General features: G+C 71.4%; 15 protein-coding genes and 1 pseudogene. 12 read left to right on the top strand and 4 right to left on the bottom strand.

What is annotated here, in order from left to right; all coding sequences use genetic code 11:
- Window positions 1-25: 25 nt before the first annotated feature.
- Both IEX42_RS09210 and IEX42_RS09205 read right to left on the bottom strand, forming a co-directional pair.
- Window positions 26-1,339 carry a competence/damage-inducible protein A gene (locus tag IEX42_RS09210; protein ID WP_188779505.1) on the bottom strand — a complete coding sequence of 438 codons (1,314 nt, stop codon included), beginning with the start codon at window positions 1,337-1,339 and terminating at the stop codon, window positions 26-28.
- Between the two features lie 58 nt (window positions 1,340-1,397).
- Window positions 1,398-1,883, bottom strand: a complete 486-nt coding sequence (locus IEX42_RS09205; RefSeq protein ID WP_188779504.1) for a hypothetical protein — start codon at window positions 1,881-1,883, stop codon at window positions 1,398-1,400.
- 203 nt (window positions 1,884-2,086) lie between these two features.
- On the opposite strand from IEX42_RS09205, the gene IEX42_RS09200 reads away from it, so the two are divergent.
- From IEX42_RS09200 to IEX42_RS09185, 4 genes are all read left to right on the top strand, one after another.
- Window positions 2,087-2,491 carry a hypothetical protein gene (locus IEX42_RS09200; RefSeq protein ID WP_188779503.1) on the top strand — a complete coding sequence of 135 codons (405 nt, stop codon included), beginning with the start codon at window positions 2,087-2,089 and terminating at the stop codon, window positions 2,489-2,491.
- A gap of 180 nt (window positions 2,492-2,671) precedes the next feature.
- Entirely contained in the window at window positions 2,672-2,953 is a 282-nt protein-coding gene (locus tag IEX42_RS09195) for a pyrophosphorylase (protein WP_188779502.1), read from the top strand.
- A 118-nt stretch (window positions 2,954-3,071) separates the two neighbouring features.
- A complete protein-coding gene (locus IEX42_RS09190; RefSeq protein WP_188779501.1) occupies window positions 3,072-8,393 on the top strand; it encodes a DUF6531 domain-containing protein in 5,322 nt (1,773 codons plus the stop codon).
- 147 nt (window positions 8,394-8,540) lie between these two features.
- Complete coding sequence (locus IEX42_RS09185) at window positions 8,541-9,278, top strand: GOLPH3/VPS74 family protein (RefSeq protein WP_188779500.1); 738 nt, start codon at window positions 8,541-8,543, stop codon at window positions 9,276-9,278.
- 69 nt (window positions 9,279-9,347) lie between these two features.
- Here IEX42_RS09185 and IEX42_RS09180 read toward each other — a convergent pair whose 3' ends face one another.
- The gene (locus tag IEX42_RS09180; RefSeq protein WP_188779499.1) at window positions 9,348-9,725 is read right to left on the bottom strand and encodes a hypothetical protein; all 378 of its coding nucleotides are present in this window, start codon (window positions 9,723-9,725) and stop codon (window positions 9,348-9,350) included.
- A gap of 144 nt (window positions 9,726-9,869) precedes the next feature.
- Here IEX42_RS09180 and IEX42_RS09175 point away from each other — a divergent pair, with 144 nt between their 5' ends.
- The 5 genes from IEX42_RS09175 to IEX42_RS09155 all read left to right on the top strand — a co-directional run bounded on the left by IEX42_RS09175 (window position 9,870) and on the right by IEX42_RS09155 (window position 15,186).
- Window positions 9,870-10,622 carry a GOLPH3/VPS74 family protein gene (locus tag IEX42_RS09175; RefSeq protein WP_188779498.1) on the top strand — a complete coding sequence of 251 codons (753 nt, stop codon included), beginning with the start codon at window positions 9,870-9,872 and terminating at the stop codon, window positions 10,620-10,622.
- A 386-nt stretch (window positions 10,623-11,008) separates the two neighbouring features.
- Window positions 11,009-12,874 (top strand): molecular chaperone DnaK, encoded by a 1,866-nt coding sequence (gene dnaK, locus IEX42_RS09170; protein ID WP_188779497.1) that lies wholly within the window; start codon window positions 11,009-11,011, stop codon window positions 12,872-12,874.
- Entirely contained in the window at window positions 12,871-13,479 is a 609-nt protein-coding gene (gene grpE / locus IEX42_RS09165; protein WP_188779496.1) for a nucleotide exchange factor GrpE, read from the top strand. Before dnaK ends, grpE begins: the two co-directional genes overlap by 4 nt.
- Window positions 13,480-13,561: 82 nt before the next feature.
- Entirely contained in the window at window positions 13,562-14,770 is a 1,209-nt protein-coding gene (gene dnaJ, locus IEX42_RS09160; RefSeq protein WP_188779495.1) for a molecular chaperone DnaJ, read from the top strand.
- A complete protein-coding gene (locus tag IEX42_RS09155) occupies window positions 14,770-15,186 on the top strand; it encodes a heat shock protein transcriptional repressor HspR (protein WP_188779494.1) in 417 nt (138 codons plus the stop codon). The genes dnaJ and IEX42_RS09155 overlap by 1 nt, the downstream gene beginning before the upstream one ends.
- Before the next feature lie 61 nt (window positions 15,187-15,247).
- On the opposite strand, the pseudogene IEX42_RS09150 reads toward IEX42_RS09155, so the two are convergent.
- A pseudogene (locus tag IEX42_RS09150) lies at window positions 15,248-15,924 on the bottom strand (GOLPH3/VPS74 family protein).
- 171 nt (window positions 15,925-16,095) lie between these two features.
- Between IEX42_RS09150 and IEX42_RS09145 the strand changes: the two are divergent.
- From IEX42_RS09145 to clpB, 3 genes are all read left to right on the top strand, one after another.
- Window positions 16,096-17,409, top strand: coding sequence for a DUF445 domain-containing protein (locus IEX42_RS09145; protein ID WP_188779493.1), 1,314 nt, complete (start codon window positions 16,096-16,098; stop codon window positions 17,407-17,409).
- A complete protein-coding gene (locus IEX42_RS18140; RefSeq protein ID WP_229660737.1) occupies window positions 17,409-18,329 on the top strand; it encodes an Abi-alpha family protein in 921 nt (306 codons plus the stop codon). The genes IEX42_RS09145 and IEX42_RS18140 overlap by 1 nt, the downstream gene beginning before the upstream one ends.
- A 141-nt stretch (window positions 18,330-18,470) precedes the next feature.
- Complete coding sequence (gene clpB, locus IEX42_RS09135) at window positions 18,471-21,056, top strand: ATP-dependent chaperone ClpB (RefSeq protein WP_188779492.1); 2,586 nt, start codon at window positions 18,471-18,473, stop codon at window positions 21,054-21,056.
- Window positions 21,057-21,113 lie beyond the last annotated feature (57 nt).

Below are 21,113 nucleotides of genomic sequence, written 5' to 3'. Positions count from 1 at the left end.
GGTGACGGGAGTGTGACCGGTCGGCTCAGTCCTCCAGCTCGCGCCGCAGCAGGTGCAGGGCGGCGATGGTCGTCCGCAGCCGGATCTCGTCGCGCGGCCCGCCCAGGTGCAGCTCCACGGGCCGGGTCCCTGACGGCCCGGCCAGGCACACGTGGACCAGGCCGACCGGCTTCCCGGCCGTCCCGCCGTCGGGTCCGGCGACGCCGGTCACGCCGATGCCGTACGTCGAGCCCACCCGCTCGCGTGCGCCGACGGCCATCGCCTCGGCCACCTCTGCGCTGACCGCGCCCACGCTGTCCAGCAGCTGCTGCGGCACGCCGGCGAGGTCGACCTTGGCCTGGTTGGCGTACGTGACCAGCCCGCCCAGGAGGTACGCGGACGACCCCGGCCGGTCCGCGAACCGGGCGGCCAGCATGCCCGCGGTGCACGACTCGGCGGTCGCGACCGTCTCGCCCCGGGCGAGCAGCGCCTCGGCGACCACGTCGTCGACGGACCGGGCGTCGTCGGCGAAGACCTGGTCGCCGAACCGGTCGTGCAGGGCGGCGACGAGCCGCTCGTACGCCGGCGAGGCCGCCGGTGCGTACCGGGTGACCACCTCCAGCTCCCCCTTGCGCAGGCAGGTGGTGATCTCGAGACCCTGCTCGTCCAGCGGGCTACCCGTCTCCTCCTGGAGGTCGCGCAGCAGCGCCGCGAGCTCGGCCTCGGGCGGCCCCCAGATGCGTACCGTGCCCTGCCGGATCTCGCGGCCGCGGTCGAGGACGGCGCGCACCAGGTCGTCGGCCTCGGCGGCGGCCCACATCGGCTGCAGCTCGCCGGGCGGCCCGGGCAGCACCACGACGGGCGTTCCCTCGCCGGACGCGGGGGTGACCACGACACCGGGCGCGGTCCCCACCGGCTCGAGCACGTGGGCACCCTCGGGCACCATCGCCTGCTTGCGGGTCCCTACCTCGAGCACCGCGGTCGGCGTGCTCCAGCCGCGCCGCCGGACGATGCCGGCGACCCGGTCCCGGATGCGCTGCTCGAGCGCCTCGTCGTGGCGTACGACGCGTCCCTGCACGGCGGCGACGACCTCGACGGTCAGGTCGTCGGCAGTCGGACCGAGCCCGCCGGAGGTGATCACCAGGTCGTGCTCGTCGAGGAGGTACGACAGCGCCGACGCCAGGTCGTCGCGTCGGTCACCGACCACGACCACCCGGCCGACGTCGACCCCGAGCTGGCGCAGGCGCTCGGCCAGGAACGGGCCGTTGCGGTCGGTGACGCGACCGGTCAGCACCTCGGTCCCGGTGACGACGACCGCCGCACGAGGTGGTCCGGACGGCGCGGCGTCGGTGCGGGTCATCCTGCGAGGGTAGGACCTCCGAGGCGTTCCCAGCGGCCCCCGGGGCCGTCTGCAGTCTTCAGCGCCCCTGGCGCTCCATCGCGGCGAGCGAGCGGCGCAGACGGGAGGCGTCCCTGCCGAGCGACTCCGCACGGGACGCGAGGGCGGGATCGCCGGTGCGCTCGGCCTGCTCCTCGAGGTTCGTGATCGTGGCGAGCGCTGCGCGGTAGTCGCCGCGGTCGAGCTGGTCGCGCGCGCGAGCGGCGCCGGTGGACACCCCCCGCAGCTGCGCCTCGCCGGCCGTCTCCTGGGCCAGGGCGCTCAGCGCCTCGCCGAGCTGCGAGGACAGGTGCAACGAGTGGCGGCGGAGCACCTCGACGACGCCGAGCACCAGCAGACCCGGGAGAATCGCGGCGGCGACGTAGATCCGCACAGCGCCCCACGTCAGCCGGAAGCCGCCGCCGATCGCTGCGACGAGCGCTGCGACCAGGACCAGCGCGACGACGGTGAGGAACAGGATCCGCCCCCACAGCGGCCAGACCTCGACCTCGTCGCGCTCGGTCATGGACGTACTCGCCTCCGGGTGCGTGGGCTGCGCGACAGGGCTGGTACGACGACCTCGCCACGGTCGGTCGCGAGGTGCAGGCTATGCCTCATGGGCGGCCGGTGGGACGACATCGCGCCGAGTGGGAAGGATCCGTGGGAGTACGACCAGCACGTCCTCGATGACCGGATCGCGCACGGCGACCGCATCGTGCCCGGGGTGACGTGGTTAACCGCATCGACGCCTTCGTCGTCGAGCACATGAGCTACTTGTGGGACGGCGGGTTCCAGCTGGTGCGCTCCGAGGTCACCGACCACAACGGCGGCGACGGCGCCCTCGTCGTCGAGGGCGGCGACCTGCGGATCCGGATCGTCCAGGACCGCAGCCAGCTGCTGCTGGATCTGCAGCGACGTGCCGACGGCGGGGACGAGTGGTTCCCGATCGACCTGGTCCGTCGGCTCTACACCGGTGAGCGGGAGCGCTCTGCGGTCCTCGACGACGGCTACGCCGCACTCCTCGGCGAGGTGCTGCCCGACCTGCAGCGCCGGTTCGCGGCGGACCGGTGGCCGCAGACCCGTGAGCGGCTGAAGATCCTCAAGCGGCTCCGCTCGACGGAGATGTTCGGCTGAGACGTGCCCGGGCTGCCGCGCCTGCGCTGGAGACGTGGCGAGCCCGGGTCGTGGTCGCCCACGAGAACCGTTCGGATCTTTTTCGGCCGAACAGGTTTCAAATGGTTCGTCACTGGGCAGGATGCCCCCACAGACGTTCAACCAGATTCGCCCTGCGGGGCGTGGAGGAGGTTTCATCCCATGACTCGTGTGCTGTCGACCCCGGAGGCCAAGACGGCCATCCAGCAGCTGCGGACGCTGATCACCGGTGGGTTCACCGACCAGATCACGCAGATGGACGCGCAGGGCAAGACGCTGTCGGACCCGAACGTGTGGGACGGGCCGCTGGCGGAGAAGTTCCGGTCCTCGACGTGGCCGGAGACCCGCTCGGCGCTGGACAAGGCGAAGCAGGAGCTGGAGGAGCTGCGTACCCAGCTGGACCAGATCTCGCAGAACATCATGTCCGCCGGCGGCGGTTCCTGAGTCGTTCCGTACGACTTCTCCGGTTCCCCGCGCCCGAGTACGTGGCGCGGGGGAGCGGGGTGGACGTGCGGGCCGAGCAGGCCATCAACAGCGGCGACAAGCGAGACGAGGACTCTCCATGGTGGACACCAGCGACTGGGCGGGACTGCCCGACGTCAAGATCGACATGGGCGCGGCGAACGCGCTGGCCACGGGGTGCGAGAACGCCGCCTCGACGATCCGGACCCAGTGCACGGGTCGGAGCTCGGCGACGACCACGGCGATGCAGGACTTCGAGGGTCGCTTCTCCGAGCTGTTCCAGCAGAACCAGACCCAGGCCAACACCGACGGTCACGAGATCGCCACTGCGCTCGGCGACGTCGCGAAGGCGGTCCGTTACCTCGTCTCGATCGTGCCGGAGGAGAACGCTCGTCGCAAGGCCGCGCGGGAGTGGAAGAAGCGGCACGACAAGGACAAGAGCGAGATCACGTGGAGCGACTTCGGCGGTGACGAACCACCGCCCAACGACGGCCCCAAGTCCCCGCCGCCGCCGGCCGTCGTCTCCGCCAACGCCAAGGACCGCGAGACTCCTCCGCCGGGCGGTGGCGGTGGTGGGGGCGGCGGCACGTCGTCGGCGCGGCCGGACAAGCTGCGCGACTTCGTGACCGGGGTCAGCGGCCAGATCGAGTCCCTGCACGGGAAGCCGGGGACCCTGAGCGGTCTCAACGACGACTTCACCAACGGCTTCGACTGGGGCACGGGCGAGACGACCAAGATCGACGGGACGAGCGTCTACAACGCCTTCCGGACCTACAACCAGTACAACCAGCAGGACAAGACCTGGGTCAACACCGTGGCCGGCGCCTTCGAGGAGGCGGGCGGCTCGGGCGGCATGGTGACGGTCTCCAACGCGGCGCTCCAGCAGTCGCTCAACGCCGCAGGAGTTCCTGCCTCGCGCAAGGACATCCCGGCGACGTCGCCGATGCTGATGGGCATCGCCCCGACGACCGGGTACTCCGACGACCCGGTCAACGCCGCGACCGGCAACTTCGTCGAGCCCGAGACCGACCTCGTGTTCCCGGGTGCCGCCAGCGAGCTGACGCTGACCCGGATGTACAACTCGTTCGTCTCGGCGGCGGGAGCGTTCGGCACCGGCTGGGTGAGCTGGCCGGAGGTGCGGCTGACGTTCGGCGACGAGTCGGCGACGTTCACCCATCCCGACGGCCGCGCCTCGGAGTTCCCGAGGCTCGGCGGCGGGTGGGACCGCGCGTTGGGCGAGTCGCTGTGGTTGGCTCGTGACGAGCAGGCGGGCGAGCTGCGGCTGACCGACAACGACGGCGGCACCTGGCGCTTCACGACGTCCGGTGTGCCCCTGTCGCACGACCGAGGCGTCGGCACGATGGTGAGCCTCTCCCACGAGGACGGGCGACTGGTGCGTCTCGACCACGAGCGGGGCCGCTCGATCGCCCTGGTCTGGGACGGTGAGCGCGTCGTCGCCGCCGAGGGCTCCGACGGCCGCACCGTGACCTACTCCTACGAGGACGACCGCCTCGTCGCCGTCACGGGCGACCTGGGCACGCGGACGTACCGCTGGAACGACGCAGGCCTCGTCGAGGCCGTCGTCGACGCCGACGGCGTGGTCGAGGTCGAGAACACCTACGACGACGAGGCTCGCGTCACCACGCAGCGCTCGCCGCACGGGCGGGTCAGCCGCTACACCTACCTCCCCGGCCACGTCACGGAGGTCGCCGACGTCGACGGCACCCGGGCCAACACCTGGATCCACGACGGTCGGGGCCGCCTGATCGGCCTCGTCGACTCCGACGGCGACCGCCAGTCGCGGGCGTACGACGAGCACGGCAACGAGGTGGTGGTCACCGAGCGCGATGGTTCCGCTCTCGTCCGCGAGTTCGACGATCGCGGTCACGTGGTGCGTGAGGTCACGCCCTCGGGGTCGGACATGTCCTTCGAGTACGACGCCCAGGACCGCCTGGTCCGGGCCACCACGGAGGACGGCGCCGAGACGGTCTTCTCCTACGACAACCACGACCGGCAGCCCTCCCTCGTGGTCGACCCCGAGGGTGGGGAGACCCGGCTGCAGTGGGTGAACGGCTACCTCGTCCGCCTCAGCGACCCGACGGGCGTCGCGCTCGCCTTCGACCACGACGAGCAGGGCAACCTCGTCGCGACGACGAGCTCCGCGGGCGACACCGCACGCCTCGAGTACGACGAGCGCGGTCGCATCGTCGCCTCGAGCACCCCGAGCGGTCACCGCACCACCTACGTCCACGGACCCGCCGGCCTGGAGGAGCGCTGCGACCCGGACGGCGCGGTGTGGCGCTACGAGCACACCGTCGGCGGCCGCCTGAGTGCCGTCGTCGACCCGACCGGCGCGCGCAGCGGCATCGAGTACGGCGCCGACGGCGAGGGGCGGCGCTTCGTCGACGAGCTCGGGCGGGCCACCACGCGGCACCTCGACGACCTCGGCAACCTGTCCTCGGTCGAGCTCCCGGACGGCAGCACCTGGCGCTACGCCTACGACGCGCTGTCTCGTCTGACGTCCGTCTCGTCGCCCGAGGGTCTCACCTGGAGCCAGACCTGGAACTCCGTCACGGACGTCGTCTCGACGACCGACCCGCTGGGCCGGCAGAGCACGACCGTCACCGACGAGGCCGCGGGCACGGTCGTCACGACCGATGCCTCCGGCACGGTGACACAGCGTTTCGACCCGCTCGGACGGCCGATCTCCGAGGACGTCGAAGGGGCTGTCGAGCTGGCGACCTACGACCGCTGCGGCCGCGCGGTCGAGCTCCTGGACGGCGAGGGCGGTCTGACCCGGATCGAGCGTGACGCCGCGGGACGAGCCGTCGCCGTCACCGACCCGACGGGCCTGGTCACGCGCTACGAGTACGACGTCTGCGGTCGCCGCAGCGCCGTGGTCGACCCGGCCGGCAACCGCACCACCATCGAGTACGACGCCGACAGCCTGCCGGTGCGGTGCACGTACCCGACGGGTGAGGTCGGCCGCACCGCGTACGACGCCTGCGGTCGGGTCGTCTCCAGCTGGACCCCCGGTGTCGGGGGCACTCGGGTGCGCTACGACCCGGCCGGTCGAGTCGTCGAGGCGCACGACACCGCCACTGGGCTTCGCCGGTTCACCTACGACGCGGCCGGCCAGCTGGCCGCTGCGACCAACGGCAACGGCGGCGTCACCCGCTACGACTACGACGCGCTCGGCCGCGCCACCACGATCACCGACCCGCTGGGCAACGTGACGCGTCGTGAGTTCGACTCGATGGACCGCTGCATCGCCGAGACCGACCCGCTCGGGCGGACGTTCCGAGCCGGCTACGACGCGGGTGGTCGCCAGGTCTGGCAGGAGGACGCGTCGGGGCGTCGTACGGAGTGGGTCTACGACGACGCCGACCGGGTGGTCGAGGCCCGCATCGACGGGCGCACGATCGCGACGCACACCTGGGACCCGAGGGGTCGGTCGGTCGAGACGACCGACAGCACCCGCGACGACGGTCGCGTGGTCGCGCTGAGCTCGCAGTGGAACCGGCGGGGCCAGCTCGTCCGGGAGACGAGGGACGGCGTGAGCCAGGCGTGGGAGTACGACGCCGCGGGGCGCCGTACGTCGATGACCCTGGCCGACGGCAGCAGCGTCGACTACCGCTGGGACGACGTCTCCGGCTGGCTGCGTGCGGTCGAGCACCCCCTGCTGGGCCGCGCGAGCTTCGAGCACGACGCGCAGGGTCGGGTCGTCGCGGCGACGGCGGGCGCGCTGATCCAGTCCTGGGAGTACGCCGACGGCTTCGTCGTCGGGCACAGCGTGACTGACGTGGACGGGGCGGTGCGCACCGTCGTGGACCGCGACGACGAGGGCCGGATCCTACGCGTCGACCGTGGCGGCGAGGCGACGACGTTCGACTACGACGCCGCCCGGCAGCTGATCGCGTCGCAGACCGGCGACGCGCCGATCCGGTGGCGCTACGACGCCGCCGGCCGGGTGGTCGCGGAGTCCTCGGCCTCGGGCGACCGGGAGTTCTCCTACGACGCGGCGAGCCAGCTCGTGTCCGTCGCGGGCGCCGAGGGAATGACCAGGCACTCCTACGACGAGGCCGGGCGCCGAGTGCGCACCGAGTACGCCGACGGACGGGTCCGGGTTCTCGGGTGGGCGCCGACGGGCTCGTTGGAGTCCGTGCTCGACGAGTCCGGTGGGACCTCGAACCGCATCCGTCTGCACGTGGACGCCTCGGGTCGGCTCTCGTCGGTCGACGACGTGCCGGTGTTCTGGGACGCGGCCGACACCTATGCCCCCGCGCTGGTCCAGATCGGGGCCACCCCGGTGGTCACCACAGGCGGACTGACGGGAATCGGCGAGCAGTGGAGCGCACCGGGCTGGCGCACCTCGCGCACGTACGGCACCGATCCCTGGTCCGCCGCGGGGGCGGCCGTACCCACGCTCCTCGGGCTGCCCGACGGGATCGGCGTGACCGCGGCCGGCGAGCTGAGGCTCGGCGACCTGGAGTGGCTCGGCGCTCGGGTGTACGACGCCTCGACGCGTGGTTTCCTCTCGGTCGACCCTCTCGACCCGGTGACCGGAGCGGGGTGGTCGGGCAACCCGTACTCCTACGCGGGCAACGACCCGATGCACGCCCTCGACCCGACCGGGCTCAAGCCCGTGTCCGAGGCGGACCTCAAGGAGGCCGCGAAGGGCTCGTGGTGGTACCGCAACAAGGACTGGGTCGTCGGCGGCGTCGCCACGGTCGCCGGTGTGGCGCTGATGGCCACCGGCGTCGGTGGGCCGGCAGGCGCGATGCTGACGTCCTTCGGCACGGACGTGCTGATCCAGAAGGCCACCACCGGGAGCGTGAACTACAAGCAGTCCCTCGTGTCCGGCGCCTTCGGCGGGGCCGGTTTCATCGCCAGCAAGGGGGTCTTCATCGGCAAGGCCGGCATGTTCATGAAGAACGCCGAGAAGGTGGCGGTGATCGGGAAGGCCGGCACGAAGACGAAGGTCGCGCTGGGCGCGGCCGAGGGCTACTCCTACCAGGTGGCCGGCGGCGCCGACCCACTGTCGGGCAAGGCGTTCGGCGGTGCTGCCGCCGGCACGTTCACTGCCCACATCGGCGCCCGCGGAGACGAGATCGCCAAGGGAGTGAAGGGCAACATCGTCAGCCACTTCGACGATGTCGCCAGCAACCACAGGTTCACCGGCGGGTTGTACCGAGGGTTCGGCACGGCCGCCGGGCACACGTCGTCGTTCGGCATCAAGACCGGGACCGCGGCGTACGGCGCGGGGGGTGGCGAGTTTATCCGCCAGGTCACCGACGGCGACCCCGGTGTCGACTACGACAAGATCGGCGGCAAGGCGGCAGGTGGCGCGTTGTCCAAGCACATGGGGTCGGGCTGGTCCAGCCCGGCGGGCAAGGGCATCTCCAGCCTGATCGCCCACTAGTCGGCGCGGACCGCGCTCGCCGCTCACGCGGTCGAGCGCGGTCCGAACTTCGCGACGCTGCCGCGATGGAGGTGCCACGATGGGGTCAAGCGCCGGCTGGTGCACCGCACGAGCCGGCGACCGCACGCGGGACCAGGGGATTTCGTCATGATCGAGCGCGTCATCAAGGGTCTGATGGACAAGGGGGTCCTCAGGGAGCCCTCGGAGTTCGAGCAGGTCAGCAACGACCCCGTCGAGCCGCGCGCGACCCGGTCGCTGGCCTGCGACGTGCTGGTCGTCGGCCTCGACCCCGATCGTGGCCGCACCTCGGACGGGGCGGACTGGGCGGTCAGGGCGGCTCTGCTGGTGGAGCTGCGCCTGGAGGGACGCATCGCGGTCGAGGGCACGGGCAAGAAGGCCATGGTGAGCGTCGTCGACCCGCATGCGCTGGGGGACCACGAGCTGGATCGCGCGCTGCGCAGGCTGAACAAGGGCCGCGCCGCGAAGGTGGTGCGGGAGGCCGGACTCCTCCCGCGTGCGGAGGACCTGGTGGGGCGCCTGCTCGGAGAGGGCCTGCTCGTCGAGGAGTCGTCCACGCGGTTCGGCATGCTCACCAAGCGTCGCCTCGTGCCTGCTCCGACCGCCGGGAGGCAGGCGCTGCTCGACCGTGTGCACAGCACGCTGCGGACAGGCAGGGCGCCGGACGAGCGGACGGCACTGCTCGTCGCGGTGCTCGATGAGCTGGTGCCGTACCGCTGCTTCGTGGCTGCCTCCGACATCAAGGCCTCGCGCCGTGCCGGTGAAGCGGTGGTCGCGCAGACGCACGAGGACTACCGCGTCCTGATCGACGCCGTCAGGTCCGCGCGGGAGAAGGACGACTCGGGCGGAGACATCTCGGCCGTCTAGCCGAGAGGACTCTCCGCGGCCCGGTGTGCGGCATCCTCGGCTGACGCGAGCGACGTGCAACGCCTCCGACTACTGTCGCGGAGTCGGCTGGGGGTCGTCGGAGCAGGTGAGGCGCGCGTTCTTCTCCTTGCAGTCGTAGCGGGGATCCCCGTCGATGACGATGACTCGCTGCGACGTGCCGTTGACCCTGTTGTTGTCCATGAAGTCGATCTTCTCGACATATCGCTTGTTCAGCTCGGACTTGAGGTCCTGGGTGCCCTCGTTCGACCACCTCAACACCAGTACGAAGACGACGACGATGATGGCGAGGACGACGACCAGCAGAGGCCAGAAGAATCGCTCCAGCCAAGAGACCTGTCGAGCTTCTTCCACGTCCGGACCTCCACGCTCTGCGCTGCCCGGTCCGACCGACCGGTTCCGATCTGGTGCGACGACCGCGGTCGCCACCGTCTCGGTGGTCTACCGCCCGACCACGGCTGGGGCCCGTGCACCCTCGGCGACGACAAGGGCGTTGTCAAGTCCCCCGCCGGGAACGACCAGTCGGTCGCACTGCTTTCCGTCAAGCGCGAGACTAGCTAAGTTCCGGCGCACGTGGTGGGGCTCGCCATCAGCGGCGAGGTGCCAACCAGAGGGGGACGATCCACGATGTTCGACCGGTTTCGCAAGGCCAGGGAGTTCGCCGAGCAGCACGAGAAGGCCTTCGCCGACGCGCAAGCGCGTGGCGAGCCCTCGCTGGCACGCCAGGCGCTGGCGGTGGCGATCAACCCCGCGAACGGCACGGTGTGGAACGGGGGCAGGCTCGTCGCGCCCTGCGCCCTTCTCATCGAGCTGGTCTCAGAGGGGCGGCTCGGCGTGTCCGGCACCGGGACGAAGGCACGCGTCGAGATCATCGATCCCTCGCCGCTCGGCGACGAGGACCTCGACGAGGCGCTGGTGACGATCGGAACCGGGATCGAGTCGACGAAGGTCACCTCGCTGCTCGGTGTGCTCCCCCAGACGAAGGCCGTCCTGCAGCGCATGGTGCTCGCTGGTCAGCTCGCGGAGGACGAGCGCAAGCGACTGGGCCTCTTCACCGTGCGCCGCTACTTCCCGACTCCGCTCTCGCGACGCGACGAGCTGGCGGGGAGGGTGCGGGCAGCGCTGACGAGCGACTCGCCTCCCGATCAGCGGACCATCATGCTCGTGGGCTCTCTGGTGGGTGTTCACCCGAGGGTGTGCGTCGGCAGGGGTGAGGTGAACGAGGCCTATCGCCGGCTCCCGGAGGTCCGTGCGCTGCTGGGTGAGGGGGAGCGGGCGATCGTGTCGGCGGCAAGGGAAGCGCAGGCGAAGGCCAACTCGAGCTGAGCTGGACCGGTTGATGACGATCAGTGTGCGCTCGCCGCGTGTGCTCGTGGTCGCGCAAGACGGTGCTGCCCTGTCCACGTCACGGGCGTCCACGCTGGTGCGGGAGTCCCGGGCGCTGTCGAGGACCTGCTCGGCGAGCTCGGGAACGACGAGCGCCAGGACCGCGACGGCGACCGGCCAGGAGGAGCGTGCTGGAGAACGGCTGCTCGACCTGGGAATGACCGACCCTGGACCTCCGTTGTGTCCAGTGCGAACAGTTGAGTTGAAGCGACTCAAGTCCTTTGACACACTGGCAGCCGTGACGATGACATCGTCACTGACAGACCACAGACGCAACCCATCGGCTCCGCCCACGCCGCGGAGCCTGCACACGGAGGTAGCACCACATGGCACGTGCGGTCGGTATCGACCTGGGGACGACGAACTCCGTCGTCTCCGTACTCGAGGGTGGCGAGGCCACCGTCATCTCGAACGCCGAGGGCGCGCGCACGACGCCGTCCGTCGTCGCGTTCTCCAAGTCCGGCGAGGTGCTGGTCGGGGAGGTGGCCAAGCGTCAGGCGGTCACCAACGTCGACCGGACCATCCGCTCGGTCAAGCGCCACATGGGCACCGACTGGACCACCAAGGTCGACGACAAGTCGTTCAACGCCCAGCAGATCAGCGCGTTCATCCTGCAGAAGCTCAAGCGCGACGCGGAGTCGTACCTCGGCGAGGACGTCACCGACGCGGTGATCACCGTGCCGGCGTACTTCTCCGACTCCCAGCGCCAGGCGACCAAGGAGGCCGGCGAGATCGCGGGCCTGACCGTCAGCCGGATCGTCAACGAGCCGACCGCGGCGGCGCTCGCGTACGGCCTGGACAAGGGCGAGACCGACCAGACGATCCTCGTCTTCGACCTCGGCGGCGGCACGTTCGACGTGTCCCTGCTGGAGATCGGCGAGGGCGTCGTGGAGGTCAAGGCGACCAGCGGCGACAACCACCTCGGTGGTGACGACTGGGACGCCAAGATCGTCGACTGGATGGTCAAGAAGTTCCAGTCCAGCAACGGCGTCGACCTGAGCAAGGACAAGATCGCCCTGCAGCGGCTGCAGGAGGCCGCCGAGAAGGCGAAGATCGAGCTCTCCTCCTCGAGCGAGACCACGATCCACCTGCCCTACATCACCCACGGTGAGTCCGGGCCGCTGCACTTCGAGGAGAAGCTGACCCGCTCGGAGTTCCAGAAGGCCACCGCCGACCTGCTCGAGCGGACCAAGAAGCCGTTCCAGGCCGTCATCAAGGACGCCGGCGTCTCGCTGTCCGACATCGAGCACGTCGTGCTCGTCGGCGGCTCGACCCGGATGCCCGCCGTGACCGACCTGGTCAAGGAGCTGACCGGCAAGGAGCCCAACAAGGGCGTCAACCCCGACGAGGTCGTCGCCATCGGCGCGGCCCTGCAGGCCGGCGTGCTCAAGGGCGAGGTCAAGGACGTGCTCCTGCTCGACGTCACGCCGCTGAGCCTGGGCATCGAGACCAAGGGTGGGGTGATGACCACGCTGATCGAGCGGAACACCACCATCCCGACCAAGAAGTCCGAGGTCTTCTCGACCGCCGACGACAACCAGCCGTCGGTGGAGATCAAGGTCGCGCAGGGCGAGCGCCAGATGTGGGCGCAGAACCAGCCGCTGGGCAACTTCGAGCTGACCGGCCTGCCGCCGGCTCCGCGCGGGGTGCCGCAGATCGAGGTCACGTTCGACATCGACGCCAACGGCATCGTCAACGTCTCGGCCAAGGACCGCGGCACCGGCAAGGAGCAGTCCATGACGATCTCCGGCGGCTCCGCGCTGTCGAAGGACGAGATCGACCGGATGGTCGCCGACGCCGAGCAGTACGCCGACGAGGACCGCAAGCGCCGCGAGGCCGTCGAGGCCCGCAACCAGGCCGACGGGCTGGTCTACCAGACCGAGAAGTTCATCGCCGACAACGACGAGAAGCTCTCCGACGACCTCAAGACCGAGGTCCAGGGTGACGTCGACGCGTTGAAGAAGGTCCTCGAGGACGAGGAGGCCGACGTCGACACCATCAACGCGGCCGTCGCCAAGGTCGGCGAGTCCAGCCAGAAGCTCGGCGCGGCGCTGTACGCCGACGCCGGGGCCGAGGGTGCCGAGGGCGCTCCCGGTGCCGAGGGTGCCGCGGACGCGGCCGGTGACGACGACGACGTCGTCGACGCCGAGATCGTCGACGAGGACGCCGACGACAAGGGTGAGAGCAAGTGACCCAGGACCCGACCAACCCCGAGGGGGAGCCGCAGGACGCGGCTCCCCCCGCCGGGGAGGCGCCGGCGGACGCGGGCGCCGCGTCCGGCGAGGGCACCTCCGGTGTCGACAACTGGGTCGAGGAGGGTGGCCCGCTGGAGCCGCAGGACGTGACCGAGGCGCCCGACGGCGCCGAGGGGGCCGACCAGGCCACCACGCAGCTCGCCGAGCGGACCGCCGACCTGCAGCGCCTGCAGGCCGAGTACGTCAACTACAAGCGGCGGGTCGACCGGGACCGGGAGCTCGTCCGCGAGAACGCGACGTACACCGTCCTCTCCTCGATGCTCCCCGTGCTCGACGACATCGACCGGGCCCGCGAGCACGGCGAGGTGACCGGCGGATTCAAGGCCGTCGCCGACTCGCTCGACCGGGTGGTGACCGGGCTCGGCCTGGTCCGCTTCGGCGAGCCGGGCGAGGAGTTCGACCCCAACCAGCACGAGGCGCTGATGCAGCGCGAGGACGCCGAGGCGACGTCGACCACGGTCGAGAACGTCGCGCAGGCGGGCTACCGGATCGGCGAGCGCGTCGTCCGAGCCGCCAAGGTGACGGTGGTCGGACCTGCCTGAGCGCCTGGGTGCGGTGGACGAGCCGCGTGTCGGCGAGGAGCAACACGACTCAGCTGTACAGGGAGAGAGGAGGTGACCCGCGATGAGCAGTGCGGACTGGGCGACCAAGGACTTCTACGCCGTCCTGGGTGTGCCGAAGGACGCTGACGCGTCCGCGATCAAGAAGGCGTACCGCAAGCTGGCGCGGGAGAACCACCCCGACTCCCACCCCGACGACGCCAAGCGGCTCGACCGGTTCAAGGAGGTCGCCGAGGCGTACGACGTCGTCGGCGACAAGGCCAAGCGCAAGGAGTACGACGACCTGCGCGAGCAGGTCGCCTCGGGTGGCTTCGGGGGCGGTTTCGGCGGGGGAGCCGGCGGCGGCTTCCCCGGCGGGTTCGGTGGCGGCTACGGCCGCGGCGGGACCAGCGGCCAGGGCTTCCCCGGCGCCGACCAGGGCTTCGACATCTCCGACCTGTTCGGTGGGATGTTCGGCGGCGGCGCGGCCGGCGGCGGCGCCGGCCGTCGTACCCGTGCGGCGCAGCCTCGACGGGGCGCCGACCTGGAGACCGAGACGACCATCGCGTTCGCGGACTCGGTCGAGGGCACGACCCTGAAGCTGCGGCTGAGCAGCGACGCGCCGTGCACCACCTGCCGCGGGACCGGCGGCAAGCCGGGCACCAAGCCGCACGTCTGCCCGACGTGCGAGGGTGCGGGCTCGGTGGCCAGCGTCAGCGGCGGGTTCATGATGAACGAGCCGTGCCCGCAGTGCCACGGCCGCCAGCTGGTGTACGACGAGCCGTGCCCGACCTGCCACGGCACCGGCCGCGGGGTCTCCGACCGCACCGTGTCGGCCCGCATCCCGGCCGGGGTCAAGGACGGGCAGAAGATCCGGCTCAAGGGCAAGGGGACCGCCGGTGAGAACGGCGGTCCGGCCGGCGACCTGATGGTCACGGTCCACGTCCGCAGCCACGCGGTCTTCGCCCGCAAGGGCGACAACCTGACCGTCGAGGTGCCGATCACCTTCGACGAGGCGGTGCTCGGGGCCGAGGTCAAGGTGCCCACCCTGGGGGGCGCTCCGGTGACCCTCAAGGTCGCGCCCGGCACCCCGAGCGGGCGCACGATGCGGGTCCGCGGTCGCGGGGTCCACCGCAAGGACAACACCCGCGGCGACCTGCTGGTCACCGTCGAGGTGCAGGTCCCGGGCGCGCCGACCACTGCTCAGCGCGAGGCCGCCGAGGCCTTCCGGGCCGCGAGCGACGGCGCCGACCCGCGGGCCGCGCTGTTCGCCTCCGCCGGGACCGGTGCGTGATGGCCCGCGAGCCGCAGGCGCCCGGTCCGGGGGTGCCGGTCTACGTGATCAGCGTGGCCGCCGAGCTGACCGGGCTGCACCCGCAGACGCTGCGGACCTACGACCGGATCGGCCTGGTCAGCCCGGGCCGGTCCGGCGGCGGCGGCCGGCGCTACTCCCTGCGGGACATCGAGCTGCTGCGCGAGGTCGCGGAGCTGACCGCCACCGGCATCGGGCTCGAGGGCGTGAAGCGGATCCTCGAGCTCGAGCACCAGGTGGCGGCGCTGCAGTCGCGCAACGCGGAGCTGCGGCGCCGCGCCGACCGCCTCCAGCAGGCGCTGGACACCGCCGTCGGCGCCCTGCGCGAGCACCGTCCCAACCTGCCTGCGCTCCGCCCGAGCGCCCCGTCGCCCTTCGAGGACCGTCCGCCCCGTTGAGTGGTGCCCCCTACCGGGTCGAGTGGTGCCCCCTACCGGGTCGAGTGGTGCGTCGTGACCGTCAGCTGGAGCCGGCGCTGACCGACGCGGCCGTGGCTGCGGAGATCGCGGCGACGGTGGCCGCCATCGCGGCGTCGATGGAGTCCTTGACCGCCTTCGCGGCCCACTCGCCCTCGGCGATCTGCTTCGCCCGGCTGCGCACCTCGCGGTTCGACAGGCTCGGGTCGGTGACGACCCTCGGGGCGTGGTCGATGGCGGAGAGCAGCGCGATCAGCGCACCCGTACGCGGGTCGGTGACGTGCCCGGTGCCCAGTGCCGTCGTCAGGGTGCTGCGCAGGCTCTGCTCGTACGACGCATCGGCGGCTGGCCACGTCGGGTTGGGAATAGGCCGAGCACCTTCCCCTCGTGCTTCTCCACGAGCCCGCGGTCCGCGAGACGTTCGGCCACCCGCTCCTTCGAGCCCTTCCCGAGCCGCTCGACGAGGGCCTTCGGGCTGCGCGCCTTCTCCTCGACCACCGCGAGTGCCCCGCCGAGCAGCGGGTCCTCGACCGCGGTGCCCGTGGTGCGTACCGTCGCCGACCCGAGGAGGCCCTGCTTCGGCTCGAGCTGCACCGCCTCGGCGAGCACGAGGTCGACCAGGAGGGCGCCGCCCAGGGCGACGGGGAGGTGGCTGGCCTTCGCGGGCCGGCCGCTCTCGTCGTCGAGCAGCAGCAGGAGAAGGTCCTCGGCGATCAGCATGTCGCCATCCTGCGCCCGAGTCCGTCCGCTGCGCATCGGTCGTACGGCTCGTCCCCTCTCCGTCGCTCGGCGGAGCCAGTGAGTCCTGCCGTGTCCGGTCGGCGGGGGACGGCGGACGTCACGTCGCGGTAACCTCCGCCGAACGCGTGTGGCGAAAGGCGGTGCGCCGGGGTGGTTCCCGTCCTCGAGATCGACTGGTTCCTGCGCGACGCCGACTGGCTGCACGTCGCGACGATCCCGGTGTTCACCGGTGTCGTCGGCTACCTGATCAACTGGACCGGGCTGATCATGCTGTTCAACCCGATCCGCTTCCACGGCGTACGCATCCCCGGCATGCGCGAGCTGGCCAGCCTGCTGCCGCGCAAGGTGCAGGAGGTGCCAGGGCTCGCGCAGGGCGGCCTCGGCTGGCAGGGCATCATCCCCGCCCGCGCGGCGAAGATGGGCTCGATCGCGGTCGACAAGGCGATCTCCAAGCTCGGGACGCCGGCGGAGTTCTACCAGCAGCTCGAGCCGGACCGGATCGCCGAGCACATCGTGGAGACGTTCCGGCCCGACGTCCCGGGTCTGGTCGACCAGGTGATGCGCTCGGAGCGACCGCGCTTGTGGCGCGACCTGCCCAGGCCCATCAAGGAAGCCGTGTACGCCCGCGTGCAGGACCAGCTGCCGCGGATCATCGGCAAGGTCACCGACCAGATCGGCGTCCACATCGACCAGCTGCTGGACCCCAAGCTGATGGTCATCGACCACTTCGAGAAGAACCCGAAGCTCGTCGTCTCCATCTTCCGGGACTTCGGCCAGCGGGAGCTGAACCTGATGGTGCGCTTCGGCTTCGTGTTCGGCTTCCTGCTCGGTGTCCCGGTCGCCGTCGTCGACCACTGGTTCGGCCAGTGGTGGCTGCTGCCGGTGCTCGGCGTGGTCGTCGGCTGGGTCACCAACGCACTCGGCATGTGGCTGATCTTCGAGCCGCCGGAGCGCGAGCGCATCCTCGGCGTACCCGTGCAGGGGCTGTTCCCGCGCCGCCAGGACCAGGCCGCGGAGGTGTACGCGCAGATCATCGCCGACGACGTGATCACGCTGCAGAACATCGGTGACTTCCTGCTCAACGGGCCCTCCGGCGACCGCACCCGTCGGCTGCTCGCCGATGCGTTGCGCCCGGCGATCGACCGGGCGGCGGGACCGCTGCGCGGTGCCGTCCGCGTCGTCGTCGGCACCCGGGAGTACGACACCATCCGCGAGGCCGTCACCCGCGAGGCCGTCGGTCGGACGATCACGCCCTTCCAGGACCCCGAGTTCTCCAAGGAGCAGGGCGAGAAGGTCCGTACGCTGATCGCCCAGCGCACCAAGGAGCTCCCCGCCACCGACTTCGTGGAGATGATGCGAGCCGCGATCCGTGAGGACGAGTGGATGCTCTACGCCCACGGGGCCATCATGGGCCTGGCCGGTGGGTTCCTCCACCTGGCGATGTTCGGCGTCGGAGGGGCGTGATGAGTGCGAGCCAGGAGCGGCGCAACGGCCGCTACGACGAGTACCTCCCCGCGCTGCCGCCGATCGAGCTGGACAAGATCGCCGAGTCCGTCCCCGGGCTCGCCCGGCTGGCCGCCGGCGCCTGGTTCAACACCGGCAAGTGGGGTCTGGTCGCCGGGTTCCGGCTCAGCCGTCGCATCGCCCAGGCCGTGCGGGACCCGGACACCGCGGCCGAGCTGGCCCGCGAGCTCGGGGTCGGTGTCGGCGTCGTGGTCGAGGTCGGGCGCCAGCTCGCCGAGGGTGTCGCGCTGCCGCGTGCGCTGGCCCTGGCCACCCGACCGCTGGTGCAGGCCGAGGTGATGCCGGAGGACCCCGCAGCTGCGACGCCAGCGGTCGCGGCTCCCCGCGACGCGACCCGGGAGCGGCTGCGCGAGCGCGGCGAGGAGCTTCTGCTCCGCTCGCGCGACGTCGAGGCGGACGCCCAGGCGCACCCCGCGTACGACCGGATCCTGGACGAGCTGTCGCCCGACGAGGCGCGGGTGCTGGCCCACCTCTACCGCGCCGGCCCGCAGCCGGCCGTCGACGTACGCACCGGCGGGCCCGCGGGCATGATGTCGTCGCGGCTGATCGCACCCGGCCTGACGATGATCGGCTCGCGCGCGGGGCTGCGCTACGCCGACGACGTCCCCGCCTACCTCAACAACCTGTTCCGACTCGGGCTGGTGTGGTTCTCCCGCGAGAGCCTCTCGGACCCGGCGCCGTACCAGGTCCTCGAGGCGCAGCCCGACGTCCTCGAGGCGCTGCACTCGGTCAAGATGGCCAAGGTCGTGCGCCGCAGCATCCACCTCACGCCGTTCGGCGAGGACTTCTGCCGCACGGCGCTCGCCTCGGACGACGACCCCGTCGAGGTGCCTGCGCACGAGGCGCCGCCGGAGAAGTAGCGCGGCGCGCTCGGCGCATCTGGAGCGCACAGATCCTCAGACTTGAGTGGAACAGACTCAAGTTTCCTGACGTTGTCCTAGTGACGCGCCGGAGCCCCTGCGCGATCATCGACTTCTCGCACGAGCAAAGGACCCGCGCGCATGGACGCTTCCAAGTTCACCACCCGCAGCGTCGAGGCCATCAACGCTGCCCAGACCTCCGCCACCACCGCCGGCAACGTGCAGACCGAGCCGCAGCACCTGCTCGCGGCACTGATGCGCCAGGAGCGTGGCATCGCGCCGACGCTGCTGGACAAGGCCGGCGTCGACCCCGCCGCGGTCGGCCGCGCGGCCGAGGACGCGCTGTCCCGGCTGCCCAAGGCCTCCGGCTCCTCGGTGCAGACGCCCGGGGCCTCGGCCTCGCTGACCCGCGTGCTCGCCCAGGCGATCACTCTCGCCGAGTCGATGGGCGACGACTTCGCCGCGACCGAGCACCTGCTGCTCGCCCTGGTCGAGGTCGACAGCCCCGCCCGCACGCTGCTCACCGACGCCGGTGCCGGCGCCGAGGCCCTGCGCGCCGCGGTGACCGCGATGCGCGGGGACCGCAAGGTCACCAGCCAGGACGCGGAGGCGACGTACGAGGCGCTGGAGAAGTACGCCGTCGACCTCACCGCGCGTGCCGAGGAGGGCGGGCTCGACCCCGTCATCGGCCGCGACTCCGAGATCCGGCGCGTCATCCAGGTGCTCTCGCGCCGCACCAAGAACAACCCGGTGCTGATCGGCGAGCCCGGCGTCGGCAAGACCGCCGTCGTCGAGGGCCTCGCGCAGCGCGTGGTCGCCGGCGACGTGCCGGACAGCCTCAAGGGCCGCCGCGTGCTCAGCCTCGACCTGGCCGCGATGGTGGCCGGCGCGAAGTACCGCGGCGAGTTCGAGGAGCGGCTCAAGGCCGTCCTCGACGAGATCAAGTCCTCGGCCGGCCAGGTGATCACCTTCATCGACGAGCTGCACACCGTCGTCGGTGCGGGCGGCGGCTCCGAAGGGGCGATGGATGCGGGCAACATGCTCAAGCCGATGCTGGCCCGCGGCGAGCTGCGGATGATCGGCGCGACCACGCTGGACGAGTACCGCGAGAACATCGAGAAGGACCCGGCGCTCGAGCGCCGCTTCCAGCAGGTGTACGTCGGCGAGCCGTCCGTCGAGGACACCGTCGCGATCCTGCGCGGGCTGCAGGAGAAGTACGAGGCCCACCACGGCGTCACCATCACCGACGCGGCACTGGTCGCGGCGGCGATGCTCTCCGACCGCTACATCACCGGACGCCAGCTGCCCGACAAGGCGATCGACCTGATCGACGAGTCGGCCTCGCGGCTGCGCATGGAGATCGAGAGCTCGCCGGTCGAGATCGACGAGCTGCGCCGGCAGGTGGACCGGATGCGGATGGAGGAGCTGGCGCTGGAGCGCGAGACCGACGACGCCTCCCTGGACCGGCTCGAGCGGCTGCGTGGAGACCTCGCCGACCGCGAGGAGACGCTGCGCGCGCTCGAGGCGCGCTGGGAGACCGAGCGGGCCTCGCTCGAGGGCGCCGGCGAGCTGCGCAAGCAGCGCGACGCCCTGCGTACCCAGGCCGAGCGGATGCAGCGCGAGGGTGATCTCGGCGGTGCCTCGGAGATCCTCTACGGCCAGATCCCGGCCATCGAGCAGCAGATCGAGGCCGCCGAGTCGGCCGAGGCGGAGGTCACCGACCGGCTGGTCAACGAGAACGTCGGGCCGCAGGAGATCGCGGACGTCGTCGAGTCCTGGACCGGCATCCCCACCGGCCGGCTGCTGGAGGGGGAGACCGCGAAGCTGCTGCGGATGGAGGACATCATCGGCGAGCGGCTGATCGGCCAGCGCGCCGCGGTGAGCGCGGTCAGCGACGCCGTACGCCGCTCCCGCGCGGGCATCTCCGACCCGAACCGGCCCACCGGCTCGTTCCTCTTCCTCGGGCCGACCGGGGTCGGCAAGACGGAGCTGGCCAAGTCGCTCGCGGACTTCCTCTTCGACGACGAGCGGGCCGTCGTCCGCATCGACATGAGCGAGTACTCCGAGAAGCACTCGGTCTCGCGACTGGTCGGTGCACCTCCCGGGTACGTCGGCTACGACGAGGGCGGCCAGCTCACCGAGGCCGTACGCCGCCGGCCGTACTCCGTCGTCCTGCTCGACGAGGTCGAGAAGGCCCACCCCGAGGTCTTCGACATCCTGCTGCAGGTCCTCGACGACGGGCGCCTGACCGACGGTCAGGGTCGTACCGTCGACTTCCGCAACACGCTGCTGATCCTCACCTCCAACCTGGGCTCGCAGTTCCTCGTCGAGCCCGCGCTGGACGAGCAGGCCAAGCACGAGTCGGTGATGGGGGTCGTCCGCACCGCGTTCAAGCCGGAGTTCCTCAACCGGCTCGACGAGATCGTCATGTTCGACGCGCTGACGCCCGACGACCTGACCCACATCGTCGACCTGCAGCTCGCGGCGTTCGACGCGCGGCTCGCCCCGCGGCGGATCACCGTGAGCGTCACCGACGCGGCGAAGGCGTGGCTGGTCGAGACCGGCTACGACCCGCTGTACGGCGCCCGCCCCCTGCGCCGCCTGGTGCAGACCTCCATCGGCGACCCGCTCGCCCGGATGCTGATCGGCGCAGAGGTGGCCGACGGGCAGCACGTCGTCGTCGACCACCCCGAGGACGGTGACGAGCTGACGCTCTCGGTCGGCTGAGCGAGTCGTGTGCCTGAGTGGTCGCTGGAGCAGCCACTCAGGCACACGACCCACGGC

Source organism: Marmoricola endophyticus (genome assembly GCF_014644415.1).
Classification (GTDB): Bacteria; Actinomycetota; Actinomycetes; order Propionibacteriales; family Nocardioidaceae; genus Marmoricola; species Marmoricola endophyticus.
The sequence above is the reverse complement of the archived record's forward strand: the minus strand, read 5'-3'. Positions and strand labels throughout refer to the sequence as shown.